At 68.5% G+C, this 19660-nt stretch carries 17 protein-coding genes and 1 tRNA gene; 7 read left to right on the top strand and 11 right to left on the bottom strand.

The features are described 5' to 3' along the window. Positions 1–121: 121 nt before the first annotated feature. From ACQP2O_RS07175 to ACQP2O_RS07165, 3 genes are all read left to right on the top strand, one after another. Entirely contained in the window at positions 122–1342 is a 1221-nt protein-coding gene (locus ACQP2O_RS07175; protein ID WP_433181050.1) for an acetyl-CoA C-acetyltransferase, read from the top strand. A gap of 517 nt (positions 1343–1859) precedes the next feature. Continuing rightward, positions 1860–2087, top strand: coding sequence for a DUF4287 domain-containing protein (locus ACQP2O_RS07170; protein ID WP_360880228.1), 228 nt, complete (start codon positions 1860–1862; stop codon positions 2085–2087). Between the two features lie 5 nt (positions 2088–2092). Continuing rightward, on the top strand, positions 2093–2503 hold the full coding sequence (locus ACQP2O_RS07165; RefSeq protein WP_433181048.1) for a PPOX class F420-dependent oxidoreductase: 411 nt from the start codon (positions 2093–2095) through the stop codon (positions 2501–2503). Positions 2504–2690: 187 nt separating this feature from the next. Here ACQP2O_RS07165 and ACQP2O_RS07160 read toward each other — a convergent pair whose 3' ends face one another. The 9 genes from ACQP2O_RS07160 to eno all read right to left on the bottom strand — a co-directional run bounded on the left by ACQP2O_RS07160 (position 2691) and on the right by eno (position 10519). Continuing rightward, a complete protein-coding gene (locus ACQP2O_RS07160) occupies positions 2691–3506 on the bottom strand; it encodes a Bax inhibitor-1/YccA family protein (protein WP_433181046.1) in 816 nt (271 codons plus the stop codon). Positions 3507–3895: 389 nt separating this feature from the next. Beyond that, positions 3896–3970, bottom strand: a tRNA-Leu gene (locus ACQP2O_RS07155). Between the two features lie 99 nt (positions 3971–4069). Beyond that, positions 4070–5443 (bottom strand): NAD(P)/FAD-dependent oxidoreductase, encoded by a 1374-nt coding sequence (locus tag ACQP2O_RS07150; protein WP_433181044.1) that lies wholly within the window; start codon positions 5441–5443, stop codon positions 4070–4072. 362 nt (positions 5444–5805) lie between these two features. Then, positions 5806–6630, bottom strand: coding sequence for a uracil-DNA glycosylase (locus ACQP2O_RS07145; protein ID WP_433181042.1), 825 nt, complete (start codon positions 6628–6630; stop codon positions 5806–5808). A gap of 64 nt (positions 6631–6694) precedes the next feature. Continuing rightward, positions 6695–7789, bottom strand: coding sequence for an exopolyphosphatase (locus ACQP2O_RS07140; RefSeq protein WP_433181041.1), 1095 nt, complete (start codon positions 7787–7789; stop codon positions 6695–6697). Beyond that, positions 7786–7920 carry a hypothetical protein gene (locus ACQP2O_RS07135; RefSeq protein ID WP_433181039.1) on the bottom strand — a complete coding sequence of 45 codons (135 nt, stop codon included), beginning with the start codon at positions 7918–7920 and terminating at the stop codon, positions 7786–7788. Before ACQP2O_RS07135 ends, ACQP2O_RS07140 begins: the two co-directional genes overlap by 4 nt. Further along, complete coding sequence (locus tag ACQP2O_RS07130) at positions 7917–8537, bottom strand: DUF501 domain-containing protein (protein ID WP_433190953.1); 621 nt, start codon at positions 8535–8537, stop codon at positions 7917–7919. Before ACQP2O_RS07130 ends, ACQP2O_RS07135 begins: the two co-directional genes overlap by 4 nt. Positions 8538–8803: 266 nt before the next feature. After that, entirely contained in the window at positions 8804–9226 is a 423-nt protein-coding gene (locus tag ACQP2O_RS07125) for a septum formation initiator family protein (RefSeq protein WP_433181037.1), read from the bottom strand. 12 nt (positions 9227–9238) lie between these two features. Further along, a complete protein-coding gene (gene eno / locus ACQP2O_RS07120; protein WP_433181036.1) occupies positions 9239–10519 on the bottom strand; it encodes a phosphopyruvate hydratase in 1281 nt (426 codons plus the stop codon). A gap of 290 nt (positions 10520–10809) precedes the next feature. On the opposite strand from eno, the gene ACQP2O_RS07115 reads away from it, so the two are divergent. From ACQP2O_RS07115 to ACQP2O_RS07100, 4 genes are all read left to right on the top strand, one after another. Further along, positions 10810–11853 (top strand): ABC transporter substrate-binding protein, encoded by a 1044-nt coding sequence (locus ACQP2O_RS07115; RefSeq protein WP_433181034.1) that lies wholly within the window; start codon positions 10810–10812, stop codon positions 11851–11853. A gap of 26 nt (positions 11854–11879) precedes the next feature. Further along, positions 11880–12659, top strand: coding sequence for an ABC transporter ATP-binding protein (locus ACQP2O_RS07110; RefSeq protein WP_433181032.1), 780 nt, complete (start codon positions 11880–11882; stop codon positions 12657–12659). Continuing rightward, on the top strand, positions 12649–13536 hold the full coding sequence (locus ACQP2O_RS07105) for an ABC transporter permease (RefSeq protein WP_433181031.1): 888 nt from the start codon (positions 12649–12651) through the stop codon (positions 13534–13536). The genes ACQP2O_RS07110 and ACQP2O_RS07105 overlap by 11 nt, the downstream gene beginning before the upstream one ends. A gap of 104 nt (positions 13537–13640) precedes the next feature. Further along, positions 13641–15374: an alpha/beta hydrolase-fold protein gene (locus ACQP2O_RS07100; RefSeq protein WP_433181030.1), complete on the top strand. Its 1734-nt coding sequence runs from the start codon at positions 13641–13643 to the stop codon at positions 15372–15374. 81 nt (positions 15375–15455) lie between these two features. Here ACQP2O_RS07100 and ACQP2O_RS07095 read toward each other — a convergent pair whose 3' ends face one another. Both ACQP2O_RS07095 and ACQP2O_RS07090 read right to left on the bottom strand, forming a co-directional pair. Next, complete coding sequence (locus ACQP2O_RS07095) at positions 15456–16976, bottom strand: MFS transporter (protein ID WP_433181029.1); 1521 nt, start codon at positions 16974–16976, stop codon at positions 15456–15458. Positions 16977–17217: 241 nt separating this feature from the next. After that, positions 17218–19605, bottom strand: a complete 2388-nt coding sequence (locus ACQP2O_RS07090) for a penicillin-binding protein (protein WP_433181027.1) — start codon at positions 19603–19605, stop codon at positions 17218–17220. Positions 19606–19660 lie beyond the last annotated feature (55 nt).

Here is a 19660-nt window from a genome sequence, read left to right as displayed (position 1 = left end):
CGAGTTGATGACCCTCCGATTGGCTACCCATCAGTAGGTTCGAGCGCCGATAAGCAGTAGCCTGCGAACGGGGCACAGGGGCCATCGGTGCCCGGGTCGGCCAAGGAAGAGGAGCTCCATCATGCCTGAGGCTGTCATCGTCGCGACCACCCGCTCCCCGATCGGGCGAGCGTTCAAGGGGTCCCTGAAGGACCTGCGTCCCGACGACCTCACCGCCCGCGTCGTGCGGGCGGCGTTGGACAAGGTTCCGCAGCTGGATCCGAATGACATTGATGATCTTCTGCTGGGCTGCGGCCTGCCCGGCGGCGAGCAGGGCTACAACATGGCTCGCGTGGTCGCCATCCTCCTCGGATACGACAGCGTGCCGGGCGCCACGATCACCCGCTACTGCTCATCTTCCCTGCAGACCACGCGGATGGCCTTCCACGCCATCAAGTCCGGCGAGGCCGATGTAATCGTGTCGGCTGGGGTGGAGATGGTCAGCCGGTTCGCCAAGGGCAGTAGCGACGGTCTTCCCGACACCCAGAACCCGCTGTTCTCCGAGGCCCAGGCCCGTACCGCCAAACGGGCCGAAGGCAACGCCGAAACGTGGCACGACCCGCGGGAGGACAGCACGCTTCCGGACGTCTATATCGCGATGGGCCAGACGGCGGAGAACGTCGCCCGGCTGCGTGGCGTCAGCCGTGCCGAGCAGGATGAGTTCGGCGTGCGTTCCCAGAACCTCGCCGAAGAGGCGATCAAGAACGGCTTCTTCGAACGCGAGATCACGCCGGTCGAGCTCCCGGACGGAACCGTCGTCGCCGAGGATGACGGCCCGCGCGCCGGTACGACACTGGAAAAGGTGTCGCAGCTCCAGCCGGTCTTCCGCCCGGACGGCACGATCACCGCAGGCAACTGCTGCCCGCTCAATGACGGTGCGGCCGCGGTCATCGTGATGAGCGACACCAAGGCCGCCGAACTCGGCATCACTCCGCTCGCCCGCATCGTCTCCTCTGGCGTGTCGGCGCTGTCGCCGGAGATCATGGGCCTCGGGCCGGTGGAGGCGTCTCGGCGCGCTCTGAAGAACGGCGGCCTGACCATCGACGACATCGATCTCGTCGAGATCAACGAGGCGTTCGCCGCACAGGTGATCCCGTCATACCAGGACCTGGGTATCGACATCGACAAGCTGAACGTCAACGGCGGCGCGATCGCGGTCGGTCACCCGTTCGGCATGACCGGGGCGCGGATCACCGGCACGCTCCTCAACGGTCTCCAGTGGCGCGACAAGGCCTTCGGCCTGGAGACGATGTGCGTCGGCGGTGGCCAGGGAATGGCGATGGTCTTCGAACGGCTCAGCTGAGCACAGAGGCCACGGCGCAGGACCGGGCATGCGATGAGCGCACTGCTGATGACCTCCGGCGTGCCGCCACGCCGGAGGTCAAGGAGACCACCTGTCGTGCCGACCCGGACGTGCCACGCCGGATGTCCGACCAGACCAACCCGGGCAGAGCCGAGCCAAGCCGTGCCGCCCAAGCCCTGCCGACCAAACCGTGCCGCCCAAGCCGGGCTGAACCAGGCCAAGCCCTGCCGACCAAGCCGTACCGGACGCCGACGCTCCCGCGGATGTGGCCTGACGTCTGATGCCCCGCCTGCGGCGCGCGGCGCGCCGGCTCACCCCGCGGGGCGGCCAGTTCACGAGAAACCCCCCAGCGGGACATCATCGCCGGGAGGTTTCGTTAGCAGTTCGTAACTTATCAGGGACGGTATGCAATCAAGGATCTACGTCCCGTGACAGAAAGGTCTCCCTCGGGGGGTTGTGTGATTGGGATCGCTGTTGCAGAGTCATCACAAGCAGCACGCCCAGCCAGGAGGTGCCTATGTCTTTGAACCACTCACCGGAGACGCACAAGAATCTCATCGCACGCATCCCGAAAGTCACAGGACGTGACCTCCCCGAGTGGTTCGAAGCCATCGACAACGGCCCCGCCTTCCTACGATGCGACGAGCGGGTCAACTGGCTGGCCGACGAACACGGGCTATCGCACGGGTACGCGGCCGCCCTCGTGCACGAACACGAGCTGCATCGCCGCGCCGTCCGGTTCTGAGCGGGGTGGACCGGCACAGGGCGCTCGACTTCATCGCGAAGCACCATCGAGCGGTGATGGTGACGTCTCACGCCGATGGGCGCCCGCAGACCTCACCGGTTCTCTGCGCGGTCGATGACGCGGGTCGGGTCGTCGTCAGTACCCGAGAGACCGCGGTGAAGACGCGCAACGTGATGCGCGAGCCTCGCGTGACCTTCTGTGTCTTCACCGACGCCTTCTTCGGCGAGTGGACGCAGGTCGACGGCGAAGCCGAGATCGTCCGTCTGCCCGAGGCCATGGAGCCCCTGATCGACTATTACCGGAAGATCTCCGGCGAGCATCCCGACTGGGACGACTATCGCGCCGCGATGGAGCGAGATCGCCGGGTCGTCATCCGGGCGACGATCACCCGCGCCGGCCCCGACATTCACGGTTGACATGACGCTGACGCCCCCGCGGGAACGCGGGGGCGTCAGCGTATTGCTCCATCCCGCGGACGACTCGGCCCGGACCCGGGCAGCGGCGGATCCGGATCGGCTCGGTGGACCGCCCCGATGCACCGTCGGCCCCGATCGACCACATCGATGCGCTCGACCCCCGAGTGCACCGCTCCGCCGCCGTACGTCAGTCGCGATTGTAGAAGTACGACAGGAACCGGAGCAGCTCCAGATAGATCCAGACCAGGCTCAGGGTGAGTCCGAACGCAGCGAGCCACGAAGCCTTCTCCGGGGCCCCAGAGCGGACGCCGTCCTCGATGGAGCTGAAGTCCAGCAACAGATAGAGACAGCCGACGAGGATCGCCGCGACGCTGAAGATGATCCCGAGTGGACCGTTCTCCCTGATCCCGATGCCACCGACGTGGAAGATCGATACCAGCAGGTTGAGCACCATCAGGCCCACGAGAGCGAGGCCGGCCGCGATCACGAAACGCACGAACTTCGGTGTGACGCGGACGATCCGGAGGGCGTACACGGTGAGCATCGCGCCGAAGGCCAGCGCGGTCCCGACCACGGCCTGGAGGACGATCCCGTTGTAGACGGAGTTGTAGGCGTGGCTGATCACGCCCACCGCCACGCCGTACGAGGCCGCGAAGCCCAGCACGAGAACCGGATTGATCTTGCGGCCGAACGTCAGGATCGCCCAGAAGATCAGGCCGACGACCACGGCGGCGATCGCGACGGCGTTCGCGATGCGCTCCGGCACGAAGACCCATGCGAGTGCGCCGGCCGCGACGAGTGTGCCGAGCGTCAAGAACGAACGCACGACGACGTCGTCGATGGTCATGGTCCGGGGCGGCGCGTACGCGGGCGCGTTGTACATCGCCTCGAGCCGGTAAGCGCTCGGCACTGATCCCGATGCCTGCTGCCCGAAGGCGCCACGCCGGGAGAAGACCGGATTTCTACTCTCCATGCAATACCCTCCCGACTCGTTGTCGATCACGTTAACGACCGGTCGTGGTCGCCCTGTTCCCGCCACCACGGTGGGTCACCACCACTCTGCAGGTGGAACCGCAGGTGGTCCGACGTACTCCGACGAACATTCCCCTGACAGCGGCGATGACCCTCACAGAGCATCCGCGCAACGCCAGCCGGCCCGTTGGCCGACGCGCCGACCGGCGGCCTTCTCCGGCGAGCAGACACCCGCGGCAACGCTCACGTCATAGGAGCCGCAGGCGGCCGGTTTATATCATGGATCGCTGGGATCGGCGCGGCCGGTATCGGTCGCGAATCGGCAGACCGATACCGGCGGCACCGGCAGGCAGATAGGCCACCGCGGGCATGTTGGACCAAACATGTCGACTCCGACGTCGACAACTGTCAAGGCAACAGTGCCCCCGGTCGGAGTCGAACCGACACAACCGACTCTTTTAGGGAGTCTGCCTCTGCCTGTTGGGCTACGGGGGCGGCGTAATCATACCGGGCATGCGCCAATAAGGGACCACCCAGTAAATGCGACAAATAACGCCTATTAGTGCCGCGCCCTAAATACAGGCCGAATACCGCTCAGTCTTTCCGCGCCGCGAGCTCGAACTCTTCGCGTGGCCGCTGGATGGCGCCGAGTGACACGACCTCACGCTTGAAGAAGACGGCGAGAGTCCAGTCGGCCGTCACCCGCGTCTTGCGGTTGAAGGTCGGCACCCGGGACAGGTGGTACGTACGGTGCATGAACCATGCGAGGAGACCACGCATCTTGATCCCGTAGATCTGAGCGACGCCCTTGTGCAGACCGAGGCTCGCGACTGATCCGGCATATGCGTGTTTGTAAGGCTGCAGTTGCCCGCCCCGCAGCGACGCGACAACGTTGTCTCCCAGAGTCTTGGCCTGCCGAACCGCGTGTTGAGCGTTCGGCGCGGTGAACTCACCGGGTTTCGTCAGGTCGGGGACGGCCGCGGTGTCGCCTGCGGTGAACGCGTCAGGCACGCCTTCCACCGTCAATTCGGCGGTCGCCTTGATTCGACCCTTCTCATCGATCGGAAGATCAGTCCGCTTGGCAACGGGATTGGGCTTCACGCCGGCCGTCCAAACTAGGGTGCCGGCGTCGAATTCCTCTCCATCGCTGAGGACGATGTGATGGTCTTCGGCGGACTTGAGGAGCGTCTCGAGCTTGACCGCGATACTGCGCTGACGCAGCGCCTCGACGGTCCACCGCCCCATGTCCGCACCGACCTCCGGCAGAATGTGGTCGCTCGCCTCGACGAGGATCCACCGCATGTCGGACGGCTCGATGTTCGGGTAATACTCGCAGGCGTCGCGGGCCATGTCCTCGAGCTCGGCCAGCGCCTCGACGCCCGCGAAGCCGCCGCCCACGAAAACGAAGGTCAAGGCGCGCTTCCGTGTCTGCGGGTTCGCGGTGGATGCCGCGATGTCGAGCTGGGCGAGGACGTGGTTGCGCAGGTAGATCGCCTCACCCACCGTCTTGAAACCGATGCCACATTCGGCGAGGCCGGGAATCGGCAGCGTTCGGGAGATCGATCCCGGGCAGAAGACGAGGGTGTCGTAGGACAGCACGCGCGTCTCGGGCGACCGGTCCGCCTGGCCGCCGCCGATCCCCTCCGCGGAGGCACTGCCCACGATCTCGACCCACGCCTGACGGTTCGTGTGCTCGATGCGGGTGACACGGCCGTTGAGGATCGTCGCTCGCGGCAGCACACGTCGCAGCGGGACCACGACGTGCCGTGGCTCGAGGTTGCCCGCCGCCGCCTCCGGCAGGAACGGCTGGTAGGTCATGTACGACTGCGGATCGACGACCGTGATCTCGAGCTCACCGCGTTTGAACTCTCGCCGCATCTTCTTGTGCAGGCGGAGAGCGGTGTACATGCCGACGTAGCCGCCACCGACGATGAGCACGTGCTTGGCCATACCGGTTCCGGTACCCATGGGATCCTCCCGAAACTGCGCCGCACTTTGTGAAAGTTTTCACAACCTACGCTTTCACCGTACTCCTGGACGATCCACGATGGGAGAGGCGGCCTTGTGAATCGCATCACGCACGAACCACTTGGCCTGATGCCGCGTCAAACAGGGAGAAAGAAGCCGAGCCGAGTGACCGGCGGGGCCACGGGGGCTGTCCAGTGGAAGCGGGGGCTCCACTGGGCATCGCTCCGCCCGTCACTCGCCCGGCCGGGCTCTCTCACCATCGAGCCGACTCCTCACCCCGACTCAACACGCGAGCGCCGTCCTGGGCCCGTACACGCGCACCGCAGGGCGTAGCGCGCTCTCGCAGCCCCTGCCGGGAAGACTCAGCCGGACCGGTCCCCTGTCGGCTCCGCGTACTCCCGGGCCCTGAGGAACACGGCGTCGAGCATCTCCTCGGTGACCCGCCCGGTGAAGGTGTTCTGCTGGCTCGGGTGATAGCAGCCCAGGAGGAGGGTCGATCCGCCACCTGGCGCGGTCAGCGGAACCTCGACTCCGTGACCGAACGCGGGCCGAGGTCTGGGCAGCGCGTACCCGGCCTCGTTCAACGCCGGCCACAGCGCCTGCCAGCCGTACCCGCCCAAGACGACGATCGCCCGGACCGTGTCGGCCACGAACCGCAGTTCCCGCGCCAGCCAGGGGAAGCAGGCGGCGCGTTCGGCCGTCGTCGGCTTGTTGGCGGGCGGCGCGCAGCGTACCGATGCGACGACACGGGCACCGAGCAGCCGCTGGCCGTCGCCGGCATGGGTACTGGTGGGGATCGCCGCCAGCCCGGTCCGATACAGCGACGCGAAGAGCCAGTCACCGCTACGGTCGCCGGTGAAGATCCGTCCCGTGCGGTTGCCGCCATGGGCGGCGGGTGCGAGACCGACGATGAGGACGCGTGGCTCGGGGTCGCCCCAGCCGGGCACCGGCCGTCCCCAGTACTCCTCGTCCGCGTACGCCCGGCGGCGTTCGACCGCGACCTGTTCGCGCCACTCGACGAGACGGGGGCAGGCGCGGCACACCGACTGCCGGGCCACGAGTTCGGTGAGCGTGGGCGCGGCGGCCGCGAGGACGCGGACGTCCTCGGAGGTCCGCGCGACGGGTGTCTCGGGGGTGGCCGGATCCTCGGGATGCCCGGACCCCGGGGGAACAAAGGGGGCGTTCATCCCACCAGTCGTACCCTCCGACATCCCACCAGCCGCACCCTCCGACATAACGCCCGGCATTCCCTCAGACCAGCGACCAGGCGATGCCGTCGAGGATGTCCCGCTCGCTCACGACAAGGTCGGCGAAGGCGTACTCGCGCATGATGCGGTCGAGGATGAGCGCTCCGGCGCCGATGACGTCCACCCGCCCAGGGTGCATCACGCCGATCCGGCTGCGCTCGTCGTGCGTCGAGCGCAGCAGCGTCCGCGTCACGTCGTGCACCTGCCGCGCCCGGATACGAGACAGGTGAATGCGCTCCGAGTCGTACTCGGGCAGGCCGAGTGCGATGCCCGCCACCGTGGTCACCGACCCGGCCAGACCGACGAGGGTGCGCGCCTCGGTGACGGGAACGGCGGGGAGGCCACCGGGGGCTTGGTCGGCGACGGGTTCGCGCGGGGGTGCGGCGTCGGTGCCGACGCGAGCGCTCACCGCCGGATCGGCGGCGGCCGGGCCGGCCGGACCGCGGACGGAGAGCCCGTTCGGACTCACCGCCTCCGGCTCCGCCTCGCCGTAACGCACGCTGGCGAGGGCGGCGTCGATGTCCGCGACCGCCGCGGCGACCTGTTCCGGTGAGGGCGGATCGGAGCGGAGGTGCCGCTCCGTGAGCCGCACACAGCCGATGTCGACCGAGCGTGCGGCCTCCACCTCGGTGGTTCCGAAGACGAACTCGGTGGAGCCGCCGCCGATGTCGACGACGAGGTACGGACGCATGGGCCGTAGCGACGACAGGTCCTTGGTCGCGCCGATGAACGAGAGGCGCGCCTCTTCCTCGCCGGAGATCACTTCGGGTTCGACTCCGAAGATGTCGACGACGCCGCGGACGAAGTCGTCGCGGTTGGTCGCATCACGGGTGGCGCTCGTGGCGACGACCCTCGTCTTGATCGGGGTGCCGGCGACGTCGTGTGCGGCGATCAGCTTCGCGTAACCGCGCATGGCGGCGAATGTGCGGTCGAGCGCTTCGGGAGCCAGCCGGCCGGTCTCGTCGACGCCTTGCCCGAGACGGACGATCTCCATTCGCCGTTCGAGGTCGGTCAGCCGACCGTCCGCGATGTCGGCGATGAGCAGACGAACCGAGTTCGTACCGCAGTCGACCGCCGCGACGCGTGTCGCTGTGCTCACGATTCGTTCGCCTCCAGGCGCACCTCGTCGGCGCGGCGGCGCCGCGCTCCGTCACCTCCGGCCGAGCCACCCGGGCTCGGCGCCCCCACGGCGTCCGTTCCGGCCGCCACCCCCAGCGCAACACAGATCATGACAGTCCTTGACTCTCTGTGTCACCAGTTTGCGAAGACCGTTCACCTTCGGGACCGCTCAAAGCCGGACTCGGGCCGGAAGCCGCACATGGACCGGTACGCCACCACTCGGGCAGCGCCTCCAGCGCCTCCCGCCCGAAGGGATTCGCCCCGGGTACGGCGAGTTCGTGGGCGACGAGGGCGTGCAGGCACTTGATCCGGGCCGGCATGCCACCCGCGCTCTGCATTCCGGCGGGGAGCGGCTCGACGCCCTCTTCCTCGGCGGCGGCATCACGACGATCGAGGTAGTCGCGATGTGCGGCCTCGTACGCCGCGGCCAGTTCTGGGTCGGTGGCCAGCCGGGCCGTCATCTCGCGCATCAGCCCACTGGCCTCGAGCGTGCCGATCGCCGAGGCCGCCTTGGGGCAGGTCAGGTAGAACAACGTCGGAAAAGGCGTGCCATCGGGCAGTCGCGGCGCGGTCTCGACGACGTCCGGCAGTCCGCAAGGGCAGCGATGCGCGACCGCCCGCACCCCCCGCGGTTCGCGGCCCAGCTGTGCGGTCACCGCCGCGACGTCGCGTTCATCGATCACCGGTACGTCCTCCGGAGTCACCCGACAGGTCCCGCCTGCCGGCATACGCCGCACCGCCGGAACCTGCATCCACCGAATCCTGCCCTGTCGAACGTGCGCCCTCTCCGACCAGGCCCGGCCAGAACCCGCGGAGCCGACGAACTCGGCCACCGCCCGAACCCACGACTCTGGAACCGAGCCGGCACCCACTCGACCTCGCATCGCCGAGCGTCGCCGCAGGCGCTGCGCCGAATCCGAATACCGGCCGAATTCACATACAGACCGCGTCAGGATGCCGGCCGAGTCCGAATGCCGCCTGAAAGGGTACGCGGTCAGCGATGGCGATCGGCCGCGTCCACCGACCGCCACAAGGTGACGTACCAGGGCGGGGTGGGCGGCCGACGCTTGTGACCGGCGTCCTGGCCGCCGCTCTGGCCCCCGCCCAGCACCACGTAGCACTTCGCCCCCGGGTCGCACATGTGCAACCGGCGGCGGGCCTCCCGTTTGATGTACGACTCGTCGCCGAGCCGCTGCTTCTGCTGGGAGAGCTGCTGGACCTGAGCCTGCGCCACACGCTGCTGCACGCGAAGCTGGGCGATCTCCCGGCGCTGGGCGATGTACTCCCGGACGGGATAGGCGAGGCTCAGGGCGATGGCGCATGCGACGACCGCCAGGATCGCGGCGCGACTCGTCAGATGAGTCCGCCGCGCATCCCTGGCGTTCCGCTCAGGCGGTCGCCGCTTCGCCTCGGCCATCGGAGCGGGCTCTTACTCCCAGCTGAACCGGGGGAAGGCCGCCGCACCGGCGTATCGCGCCGCGTCGTCGAGGAGCTCCTCGATGCGCAGCAGCTGGTTGTACTTGGCGACCCGGTCGCTCCGCGCCGGGGCGCCCGTCTTGATCTGGCCGCAGCCGGCGGCCACCGCCAGGTCGGCGATCGTGGTGTCCTCGGTCTCGCCCGAACGGTGGCTCATCATCGTGCGGAAGCCGTTCATGTGGGCGAGGTTCACCGCGTCGAGGGTCTCGGTCAGCGTGCCGATCTGGTTGACCTTGACGAGGAGCGCGTTGGCCGAGCCGGCGTCGATGCCGCGCTGCAGACGCTCGGGGTTGGTCACGAACAGGTCGTCGCCGACGATCTGAACGCGGGACCCCACGGCGTCGGTGAGGGCCTTCCAGCCGGCCCAGTCCTCCTCGGACAGGGGGTCCTCGATGGAGACGAGCGGGTACGCGTCGAGCAGCTTACCGTAGTAGGTGGCCATCTCCTCGGCGGACCGCTTGCCACCCTCGAAGGCGTACGCGCCGTCGGAGTGGAACTCCGTCGCGGCGACGTCGAGGGCGAGCGCGATGTCGGTGCCCGGCCGGAAGCCGGCCCGCTGGACGGCCTCGAGGATCAGGTCGAGGGCGTCGCGGTTGCTCGGCAGCTCGGGGGCGAAGCCGCCCTCGTCGCCGAGTCCGGTCGCGAGCCCGCGGCCCTTGAGCACGGCCTTCAGGGCGTGGTAGGTCTCCGCGCCCCAGCGGAGCGCCTCGCTGTACGTCGACGCGCCGATCGGCGCGACCATGAACTCCTGGATGTCGACGTTGGTGTCGGCGTGGGCGCCGCCGTTGAGGATGTTCATCATCGGCACCGGCAGCAGGTGGGCGTTGGGCCCGCCGACGTAACGGAACAGCGGGAGGTTCGCCGCCTTCGCCGCCGCCTTGGCCACCGCCAGGCTGACGCCGAGGATGGCGTTGGCGCCGAGGCGGGACTTGTCCGGGGTGCCGTCGAGGTCGATGAGCGCCTGGTCGATCAGGCGCTGGTCGTCCGCGTCGTAGCCCAGGATCTCGGGGGCGATCTCGTCGAGCACGCCGAGCACGGCCTTCTCGACGCCCTTGCCGTTGTAGCGCTCGCCGCCGTCGCGGAGCTCGACCGCCTCGAACTGGCCGGTCGAGGCGCCACTGGGCACCGCGGCGCGTGCTTCGCTGCCGTCGTCGAGCAGCACTTCCACCTCGACTGTGGGGTTACCACGCGAGTCGAGGATCTCCCGAGCGTGTACGGCATCGATCGACGACACTTGAGCTCCTTGTGATCACTGCCAAACGTTTCCGCCCTGAGCCTAGCCAACCCGGGTAGGGCGGTCGTGCAACGCCACCCCCGTTGCGCCTTTCTCGTCCTGCGGCGGCCTCCGGTGGCCGGATCGCGCCACGGGATGCCCCGCCTTCATCGACGAGCGCCCAGCTGGCACCCCTTCGCCCCGTAGTTGGCCGGTTACACCCGTATCGCGGCTACTTGACGCTTACTTCGTGCGCCTTGTCTACTTAAGCGACCAAACAGACCTGTTCGATCGACAAAATGGGAGTCGCAATGAAACCGCGGTCCGCGGCCTTCGCCCTCGCCCTCCTCGCCGGCACCGGGCTGCTCACCGCGTGCGGCGGCGGCGACAAGGCATCCGGCTCCTCCTCCGGCGACGACACCACCGTCAAGCTCGGCTTCTTCCCGAACATCACCCACGCCACGGCGCTCGTCGGCGTGCAGAAGGGGATCTTCACCAAGTACCTCGGCAAGGCGCCGAAAACGTTGACGTTCAACGCCGGTCCGGCCGCCACCGAGGCGATCTTCTCCGGCGCGGTGGACGCGACATACGTCGGCCCGAACCCCGCCATCAACGCCTTCGTGAAATCGCACGGCCAGGCCATAAAGATCATTTCTGGTGCGGCCAGTGGCGGCGCCGCCCTGATCGTCAAGCCGTCCATCAAGTCCGCCGCCGATCTGCGCGGTAAGAAGATCGCCACTCCGCAGCTCGGCAACACCCAGGACGTCGCCCTGCGCTACTGGCTCAAGCAGCAGGGCCTCAAGACGGACAAGGCCGGCGGCGGCGACGTCCACGTCGTCCCCCAGGACAACTCCCAGACCCTGCAGGCGTTCGCGCAGGGTCAGATCGACGGGGCGTGGGTGCCGGAGCCGTACGCCTCCCGGCTGGTCCTGGAGGACAAGGGCAAGAAGCTGGTCGACGAGGCCTCGCTGTGGCCGGGCGGCAAGTTCGTGATCACCAACCTGATCGTGCGCACCGAGTTCCTGAAGAAGCACCCCGACCTGGTGAAGAAGCTGCTCGAGGCGCAGGTCGAGGCGACCGACTACATCAACTCCGACAAGGCCGGCGCGGAGCAGTCCGCGAACACCGAACTGGCCTCCCTGACCGGCAAGCCGCTCAAGCAGGCCGCCCTGGACGCCACGTTCAAGAACGTCACCTTCACCAACGACCCCATCGCGTCGTCGCTGAACGCGAGCGCCCAGCACGCCGAGGCGGTCGGCCTGCTGGACCACGTCGACCTCAAGGGCATCTACGACCTCGGCCCGCTCAACGAGGTCCTGAAGTCCAAGGGCAAGCCGGCGGTGAGCGAGTCCTGACAGGACGCTCACCCGAGGGAGAAGACATGGCTGTGACGACAGAGGATCCGCGGCGCACGACCGCGCCTTCGGTCCGGATCGAGGGTGTCTCCAAGGCGTACGGCACCGGCGGCGGCGCGCTCCTGGCTCTGGACCAGGTGTCGCTGTCGGTCGCGCCCGAGGAGTTCGTCTGCATCCTGGGAGCGTCCGGATGCGGCAAGAGCACATTGCTGTCGCTGGTCGCCGGGCTGGACCGGCCGACGCTCGGCACGATCGACGTCGGCGGAGCACGAGTGGGCCTGATGTTCCAGGAGCCCGCGCTGTTCCCGTGGCTGACCGTCGCCGGCAACGTCGAGCTGGCCCTGCGCACCCGCGGCGTTCCGAAGGCCGAACGCCGGCGGCAGGCGGCCGAACTGCTGGAGGTCGTGCATCTCGAGGACTTCGGCAAGAAGCGGCCGCACGAGCTGTCCGGCGGGATGCGCCAGCGCGTGGCCATCGCCCGGGCCCTCGCTCAGGACAGCGACGTGCTGCTGATGGACGAACCGTTCGGCGCGCTCGACGCGATGACCCGCGACCTGCTCCACGACGAGCTGGAACGCATCTGGTCCGAGCGCTCCCTGACCGTGCTGTTCGTCACGCACAACGTGCGCGAGGCCGTACGCCTCGGCGACCGTGTCGTCCTGCTGTCCAGCCGTCCCGGCCGCGTGGTCGAGGAGTTCCCCGTGCCGCTGGATCGTCCCCGGCGCATCGACTCCGGCGAGGTCGCGACCCTCGCGGGACGGATCACCGATCGGCTGCGCGAGGAGGTCGGCCGTCATGGATCATGACATCCCGAAGAGCGGTTCACCGGCCGGAACCGACGTACTCGACCGTCAGATCGCGGGGCTGGACGCGCTGGAGATGGCGGCGCGCTCCCGCCCCGGTCTGCTGCACCGGGCCTGGTCGTCGGTGTGGCCGGTGCTCGCCGCGGTCGCCATCGCGATCGGCGCCTGGGAACTCGTCGTCCTCAGCGGCTGGAAGCCGACGTACGTCCTCCCCGGACCGGCGCAGGTCTTCCCTCAGCTGGGCAAGGATCTGAGCGAGTCGGCGTTCTGGTCGGGGCTGGGCCTGACCATGCGCCGGGCCGTGATCGGGTTCGCGCTCGCGATCCTCGTCGGCGCGGTGATCGGTGCCGTGGTGTCGCGCGTGCGGTTCCTGCGGGTGGCGTTCGGATCGCTGATCACCGGGCTGCAGACGATGCCCTCGATCGCCTGGTTCCCGCTCGCCATCCTGCTGTTCCAGCTCAGCGAGAGCGCGATCATGTTCGTGATCGTGCTCGGCGCGGCGCCGTCGATCGCCAACGGCCTGATCGCGGGCGTCGACTACACGCCGCCGATCCTGCTGCGGGCGGGGAAGATCCTGGGGCTGCGCGGCTTCGCGCTGTACCGGCATCTGATCCTGCCCGCGTCGCTTCCGGCGTTCGTGACCGGGCTCAAGCAGGGCTGGGCGTTCGCGTGGCGCAGCCTGATGGCGGGCGAGCTACTGGTGATCATCGGGCATCACACGTCGCTCGGCGTCCGCCTGGAGTACGCCCGGGAGAACATCGACGCACCCGACATGATCGCGATCATGATCGTGATCCTGGTGATCGGCATCGTGATCGACCGGCTGTTCTCCGCCGCCGACCGTGCCTTGCGCGCCCGCCGCGGCCTCGACCCGTCCTGAACCGGCCACGAACGGAGTATTCACCGAAGACCCATTCCGTAGTGGCCGAATCCATGACATCGTCCACGCCGTAACCTCAAGTTTGATCAAGAGGAGGCACGCCCGTGCGTGCTCGTGCCCTTGGCGTGGCCGGCCTGATGCTGCTGGTGGGGGCCGGAACGGCCGCCGCCGATGACGCTCATCCGTCGCTGCGATTCGCCGTATCGTTCCCCTCGTCCCTCCGACAGGCCGCCGCCGACGGCCGTGTGTACGTCGTGGTCTCCCGTAAGAACACGGCGGAGCCGCGTGAGCAGATCGACATCACCGGCGGCGTGCCCTTCTGGGGCCGGGACGTCGACGGCCTGAAGCCTGGCCGCACCGCGTACGTGGACGGCCAGGCGTACGGCTATCCCCTGGAGCGGCTGCGCGACCTGCCGTCGGGGCGCTACACGGTGCAGGCGTTCTTCAACGTGTACACGACGTTCCACCGCGCCGACGGCTCGACCGTGAAGCTCCACATGCCGTGCGGCGACGGACAGGATCTGTTCAACTCGCCCGGCAACATGTACGGCACGCCGCAGACGATCGACGTCGCTCCGAGGAGCTCCGGGACGATCCGGCTGAACCTGGACCATCTGATCACGCCCGCCGAGCCGGTGCCGGCCGGCGGCACCTGCCAGCAGGGCAACCCGGCGGACACGCCGCACGTCAAGCACATCAAGATCCTCAGCCCGTCCCTGACGAAATTCTGGGGACAGCCGATGTACGTCGGCGCGAACGTGCTCCTGCCCGCCGACTACGACGCCTCCGGGAACACGCGGTACCCGGTCGAGTACCACTTCGCGCACTTCACGACGAACGCGCCGCACGGGTTCCGCGAGGACCAGGGCAATGCCTTCTCCAAGTGGTGGATGTCGGGGAGCGCACCTCGGTTCATCAGCGTGGAGGTCCGTGAGGAGAACCCCTTCTACGACTCCTCGTACGTGGTGAACTCCGCGAACCTCGGCCCGTACGGCGACGCCACGACCAAGGAGCTGATCCCCGCGCTCGACGCCCGGTTCCGCACGATCGCGGCGCCCTGGGCGCGGATCACGGCGGGCGGCTCGACCGGCGGCTGGGAGGCCCTCGCCAGCCAGGTGTTCTATCCGGACGTGTACGGCGGGACGTTCGCGGGCTATCCGGATCCGGTCGACTTCCACCGTCACCAGATCGTCAACGTGTACGGCGACGCGAACGCCTACGACACGATCCGCGACTGGGACCGCACGCCCCGTCCGGACAGCCGGAACGTCGCCGGCGACACCAACTACGTGATGGCGCAGGAGAACCTCTGGGAGCTGGCGCGCGGCGACCGTGACCGGTCCGGGGGCGCCTGGGCGATCTGGGAGGCGGTGTACGGCCCGCAGGGCGCGGACGGCTATCCGGCGCTCGCCTGGGACAAGCGGACGGGTGCGATCGACCCCGCCGTCGCCGCGCGGTGGAAGCCGATGGACCTGAGCGCCAAGCTCGCCGCCGAATGGCCGACCCTCGGCCCGAAGCTCCAGGGCAAGCTCTACGTCTACGTCGGCGACACCGACACCTACTTCCTCAACGACGCCGTGCAGTTGCTGCAGCAGACCCTCGACGTGCGCACGTCGCCCACCGCGGACGCGACGTTCGTGTACGGCCGCGCCAAGCAGCACGGCTGGTCGCCGTACACCGCGCAGGATTGGTTCACGGTCTACGCCGACTACATCGCCCGCCACGCCCCGGCCGGCACCGACGTCCGCGCCTGGCGCGGCCCGGCGGCGAAGGCCCGGCTGAACGCCTCCGGCGGCGTCATCATGCCCCCGGAGAAATCGGTCGGCCTCCCCCGCTGACCGCTCCCTGCCGAACGACGACGGTCCCGCGCCGGAGGACTCCGGCGCGGGACCGTACATTCTCAGCCCGCCAGTACGGCGTCAGACCGCCGGCGCTGGGCCGGGTCCCGCCTCGATGTCGTCGAGGGACTCGGCGAGCCGCTCAGGCACCTTCTTGATCGCGCTGAGCGGAGTGGCGATGTCCTCCAGGGACGCCCCCTCGCACTTCACGCCGAAGATCGCGGCGACGACTCCGGCGATGCCCATGACGCCCGCCGCGATGAGGTAGGCGATGAACAGTTTGCCCCGGTCCGGGTGGTCCTGGTCACCGATCAGAGACCCGAAGATCGTCGGGCCGAGCGCCCCGAAGACCTGGGCGATCGCGAAGAACAGCGCGATCGCCTGGGAACGCAGCTCCATCGGGAAGATCTCGCTCACGGTGAGGTAGCCGGAGCTGGCCGCCGCCGAGGCGATGAAGAAGATCACCGTCCAGAGCGCCGTCTGCGTGAACGCCGTCAGACTGCCGATCTTGAACAGGTAGCCGCTGACCGCGAGGAGCGCGCCGGATACGAGGTACGTCCCGGCGATCATCTGCTTGCGGCCGATCGTGTCGAACAGCCGCCCGATCAGCAGCGGGCCCAGGAGGTTCCCGGCCGCGAAGGCGAAGAAGTACTTCGCCACGTCGTGGTCGGAGACTCCGTAGAAGTGCTTGAGCACGAGGCCGTACGTGAAGAAGATCGCGTTGTAGAGGAACGACTGGCTGATCATCAGCGTGGCGCCGAGGACCGACCGCGAGGGGTACTGCCGGAACAGGATCCGCGCGACCTGGAGGAACGACACCGACTCCTGCGGGCGCACCTCGATGTACTTGTCGGGGTCGACCGGCTCGAGGGTCTTGCCGGAGGCCTCGACCTCGCGTTCGATCAGCGCGACGGTCTTCTCCGCCTCTTCCGCCTGCCCGTGGGCGAGCTGCCAGCGGGGGCTCTCCGGAAGCGTGCGGCGCAGCCCCCAGATCGCCAGGCCGAGGATCGGGCCGATGAAGAAGCCGACCCGCCAACCCCAGTTGTCGGGAAGGATGTCCTTGTTGAGAAGGATGTACTCGCTCAGCGACGCGATGATCGCGCCGAACCAGTAGGTGCCGCTGACCGCCAAGTCGACCCGGCCGCGATATTTGGCCGGGATCAGTTCGTCGATCGCGGAGTGGATCGCCGCGTACTCGCCACCGATGCCCATTCCGGCGATGAAGCGGAGGGCGAGGAAGCTCGCGTAGTTGAACGAGAACGCGGTCAGACCGTTGGCGACGAGGTAGAGCCCGAGGGTGGCGATGAACAGCTTGCGCCGTCCGAGCTTGTCGGACAGCCGGCCGAACACCAGCGCGCCGACCACCTCACCGATCAGGTAGATGGTCGCCGAGAACCCCACCTCTTGCGAGGTCAGGTGCAGGGTTCCGGCGTGTTGCAGAACTGGTCCGACGATGCTGGCGATCTGGATTTCCAGCCCGTCGAGCACCCAGGCCACGCCGAGGGCGGCGATCATCCGGGTGTGAAAGCGTGACCAAGGCAGCCGATCGATCCGCGCGGGTACGAGGCTTCGCACGGTGGGCTGTTGCGGGGGAGCGCCCACGTCGTCTCCTTTGTGATTGCGTACCGTCAGGATTCGATCACCGTAGAAAGCCGTCACGACGCAGTGAAGGGATTGCGGACAGATCTGAGGTTCTGGGAGCGGTTCATCGCTTCCCACCCGTTAAGCACTAAAAGTCGCCGCGTTCACACAATGCGGTGAATTACGTCATACGCCCGAAATGTACGGACGCGTGGACCGGCCGCCGCCCTTCCGACGCGGATCGCGTCAGGGGCCGTGCGAATCAGAGGCCGTTGGGAGTCCGGCCCACCGGAGGCCCGCCGGGAGGCGTCGGCACGGGCGGGAAGCTGGGCCCGCCGGGCGGCGGCGTGATCGGAGGCTTGGGCTGCTTCTTCGCGCCCTTGCTGACGTAGATGGTGACCGTCTCGCCGGGCTCGACCGACGCGCCGGCACCGGGCGAGGTACGCGCGACGGTGTTCTTGGCGTACGTGTCGGAGTCGACGCGCGGCCCGAAGCTCACGTCGAAGCCCGCCGCGGTCAGCCGGGAGGCGGCCTCCGACGGGCTGAGGCCGAGCACGTCGGGGACCTGGACGCGGTCCTCACCGGAGCCCTCGCTGTAGTAGTCGCTCGGCGGGCTGTGGAAGTCGTGCTCGGGCACGTCCTCCAGCGCGCCGAGCATCGTCTGCCGCCAGATGGGCGCGGGGATGTCCGCGCCGAACACCTCGCCGTAGCAGCTGCCGCCCAGGCAGACGTCCCGCAGGGGGTGCCGGTAGCCGCCGCGCGGGTCGCCGACCCAGACCGCGCTCGCCAGGTCGGGCGTGTACCCGGCGAACCAGGCCGACGAGAACCCGTCGACGGTGCCGGTCTTGCCCGCGGCGGGGCGGCCGATGCCCATGCCGGCCGCCGTGCCCTTGGTGAGCACGCCCTGCAGCACGTGGTTGACCGCGTCGGCGACGCCCTTGTCGATCGCCTGATGGCAGCCGGCGCTCGGAACCTTCAGCTCGTGGCCGGCCGTGTCCGTGATCTTCGTCAGGACGATCGGCTTGCAGTACTCGCCGCGCGCCGCGAACGCCGCGTACGCGGCCGCCAGGCGCACTGGCGAGACCGTGTTGAAGCCCAGCGTGAACGAGGGGTACTGCTGCAGCGCGGAACCGTCGGCGCGCCGCATGCCGAGCTTCTCGGCCATCTTGACCGTGTCGCAGAGGCCGACCTGTTTCTCCAGCCGGAGGAAGAACGTGTTGACCGAGTGCCACGTGCCGGTGACGAGGCTGAACGTCCGGCCACCCTCGCCGTCGCCGGCGTTGCCCAGCGACTCGTTGGAGTTCACCGACCGTCCGTCGCAGTCGCGGAACCCGGTCGGGGTGTAGTGGTCGGGAGCCATGAGGCGGTGGCCGAAGGGCATGCCCTGATCCAGGGCGGCCGCCAACGTGAAGATCTTGAAGGTGGACCCGGCCTGCATGCCGATGCTGGTGCCGTGGTCGGAGTCGGCGGCGAAGTTGACCCAGGTCTTGCCTCGCTGCTCACTGGGCCCCAATTTTCGGTCGACGGCCATGGCCTTGATTTGGCCGGTGCCCGGCTCGACGAGGGCCTCGGCGGCCGCCTTGCGGCTGGAGTTCTTCTGCGGCACATAGTGATCGACCGCGCGCTGTGCGGCCTGCTGCATCCGGGGGTCCAGGGTCGTCCGGATGGTCAGCCCGCCCTGCTGGAGCAGTCGCTGCCGCTGTTTGGCGGTGGCGCCGAAGGCCGGGTCGTCGAGGATCTCGCGTTCGACGTAGTCGCAGAAGAACGGCGCGGAGCTCTCCACGCAGCCGTTCGGGGTCGACTTGACGTGCAGGTTCAGGGGCGCCCGCTGGGCGGCCGACGCGGTGGCGGCGGGGATCCAGCCGAGCTCGCGCATGCGAGCCAGCACGGTGTTGCGCCGCTGGATGGCCAGGCCCGGGTTGACCGTCGGGTCGTAGGCGTACGGATAGCGGACGACGCCGGCGAGGAGCGCCGCGTCGGCGAGGGAGAGCTGGGTGGCGGGCTTGCCGAAGTAGTGCCGGGAGGCGGCCTCGATGCCGTACGCGCCGCTGCCGAAGTAGGCGATGTTGAGGTACCGCTCGAGGATCTGGTCCTTGGTGAGCTGCTTCTCGATCGCCACGGCGTAGCGGAGCTCGCGGAGTTTCCGCGCGGGCGTCTCCGCCCGGGCCTCCTGGCGTTCCGCGTCGGTGTCGGCGGTCTCGACGAGAAGGTTCTTGATGTACTGCTGGGTGATGCCCGACCCGCCCTGCGTCACCTGCCCGGCGGCGAGGTTGCTGGCGAGGGCGCGCACCGTGGCCTTGAAGTCGAGCCCGCCGTGTTCGTAGAAGCGGTTGTCCTCGATGGCGAGGATCGCCTTGCGCATGATGGGCGCCACCTTGTTCAGGGGCACGTCCAGGCGGTTCTCGTAGTAGAACGTCGCGAGTTTCGACCCGTCGGCGGCCAGGATCACCGAGCGCTGCGCGACCGGTGGGGTGCGCAGATCGCCGGGGATGTCCTCGAACCAGTTCGCGCCGTTACGCGCGCCGATGCCGGCCACCCCGACGGTGGAGAAGGCGATCAGCGCCACGAGCACTCCGGCGATGACACCGGAGCCCGCGAGACGCCCGATGATCCCCATGGCGTCTCGCTGCGGGCTACCCCCAGATGGCACGGGGTCAGCGTACGACGAACCGGTCCCGGACGGATCTCACTGCCCTAACAAAACG

The sequence above is a fragment of the Actinoallomurus sp. CA-150999 genome (assembly GCF_050942425.1).
Taxonomy (GTDB): Bacteria; Actinomycetota; Actinomycetes; order Streptosporangiales; family Streptosporangiaceae; genus Actinoallomurus.
This window is presented reverse-complemented; position numbering and strand designations above follow the sequence as displayed.

Coding starts and splice junctions, on each gene's coding strand:
- ACQP2O_RS07145 (WP_433181042.1), bottom strand. CDS start 6,630: ATGAACGCCCCCTTTGTTCCCCCGGGGTCCGGGCATCCCGAGGATCCG.
- ACQP2O_RS07135 (WP_433181039.1), bottom strand. CDS start 7,920: ATGATCTGTGTTGCGCTGGGGGTGGCGGCCGGAACGGACGCCGTGGGG.
- ACQP2O_RS07175 (WP_433181050.1), top strand. CDS start 122: ATGCCTGAGGCTGTCATCGTCGCGACCACCCGCTCCCCGATCGGGCGA.
- ACQP2O_RS07105 (WP_433181031.1), top strand. CDS start 12,649: ATGGATCATGACATCCCGAAGAGCGGTTCACCGGCCGGAACCGACGTA.
- ACQP2O_RS07110 (WP_433181032.1), top strand. CDS start 11,880: ATGGCTGTGACGACAGAGGATCCGCGGCGCACGACCGCGCCTTCGGTC.
- ACQP2O_RS07130 (WP_433190953.1), bottom strand. CDS start 8,537: ATGCCGGCAGGCGGGACCTGTCGGGTGACTCCGGAGGACGTACCGGTG.
- ACQP2O_RS07125 (WP_433181037.1), bottom strand. CDS start 9,226: ATGGCCGAGGCGAAGCGGCGACCGCCTGAGCGGAACGCCAGGGATGCG.
- ACQP2O_RS07150 (WP_433181044.1), bottom strand. CDS start 5,443: ATGGGTACCGGAACCGGTATGGCCAAGCACGTGCTCATCGTCGGTGGC.
- ACQP2O_RS07115 (WP_433181034.1), top strand. CDS start 10,810: ATGAAACCGCGGTCCGCGGCCTTCGCCCTCGCCCTCCTCGCCGGCACC.
- ACQP2O_RS07170 (WP_360880228.1), top strand. CDS start 1,860: ATGTCTTTGAACCACTCACCGGAGACGCACAAGAATCTCATCGCACGC.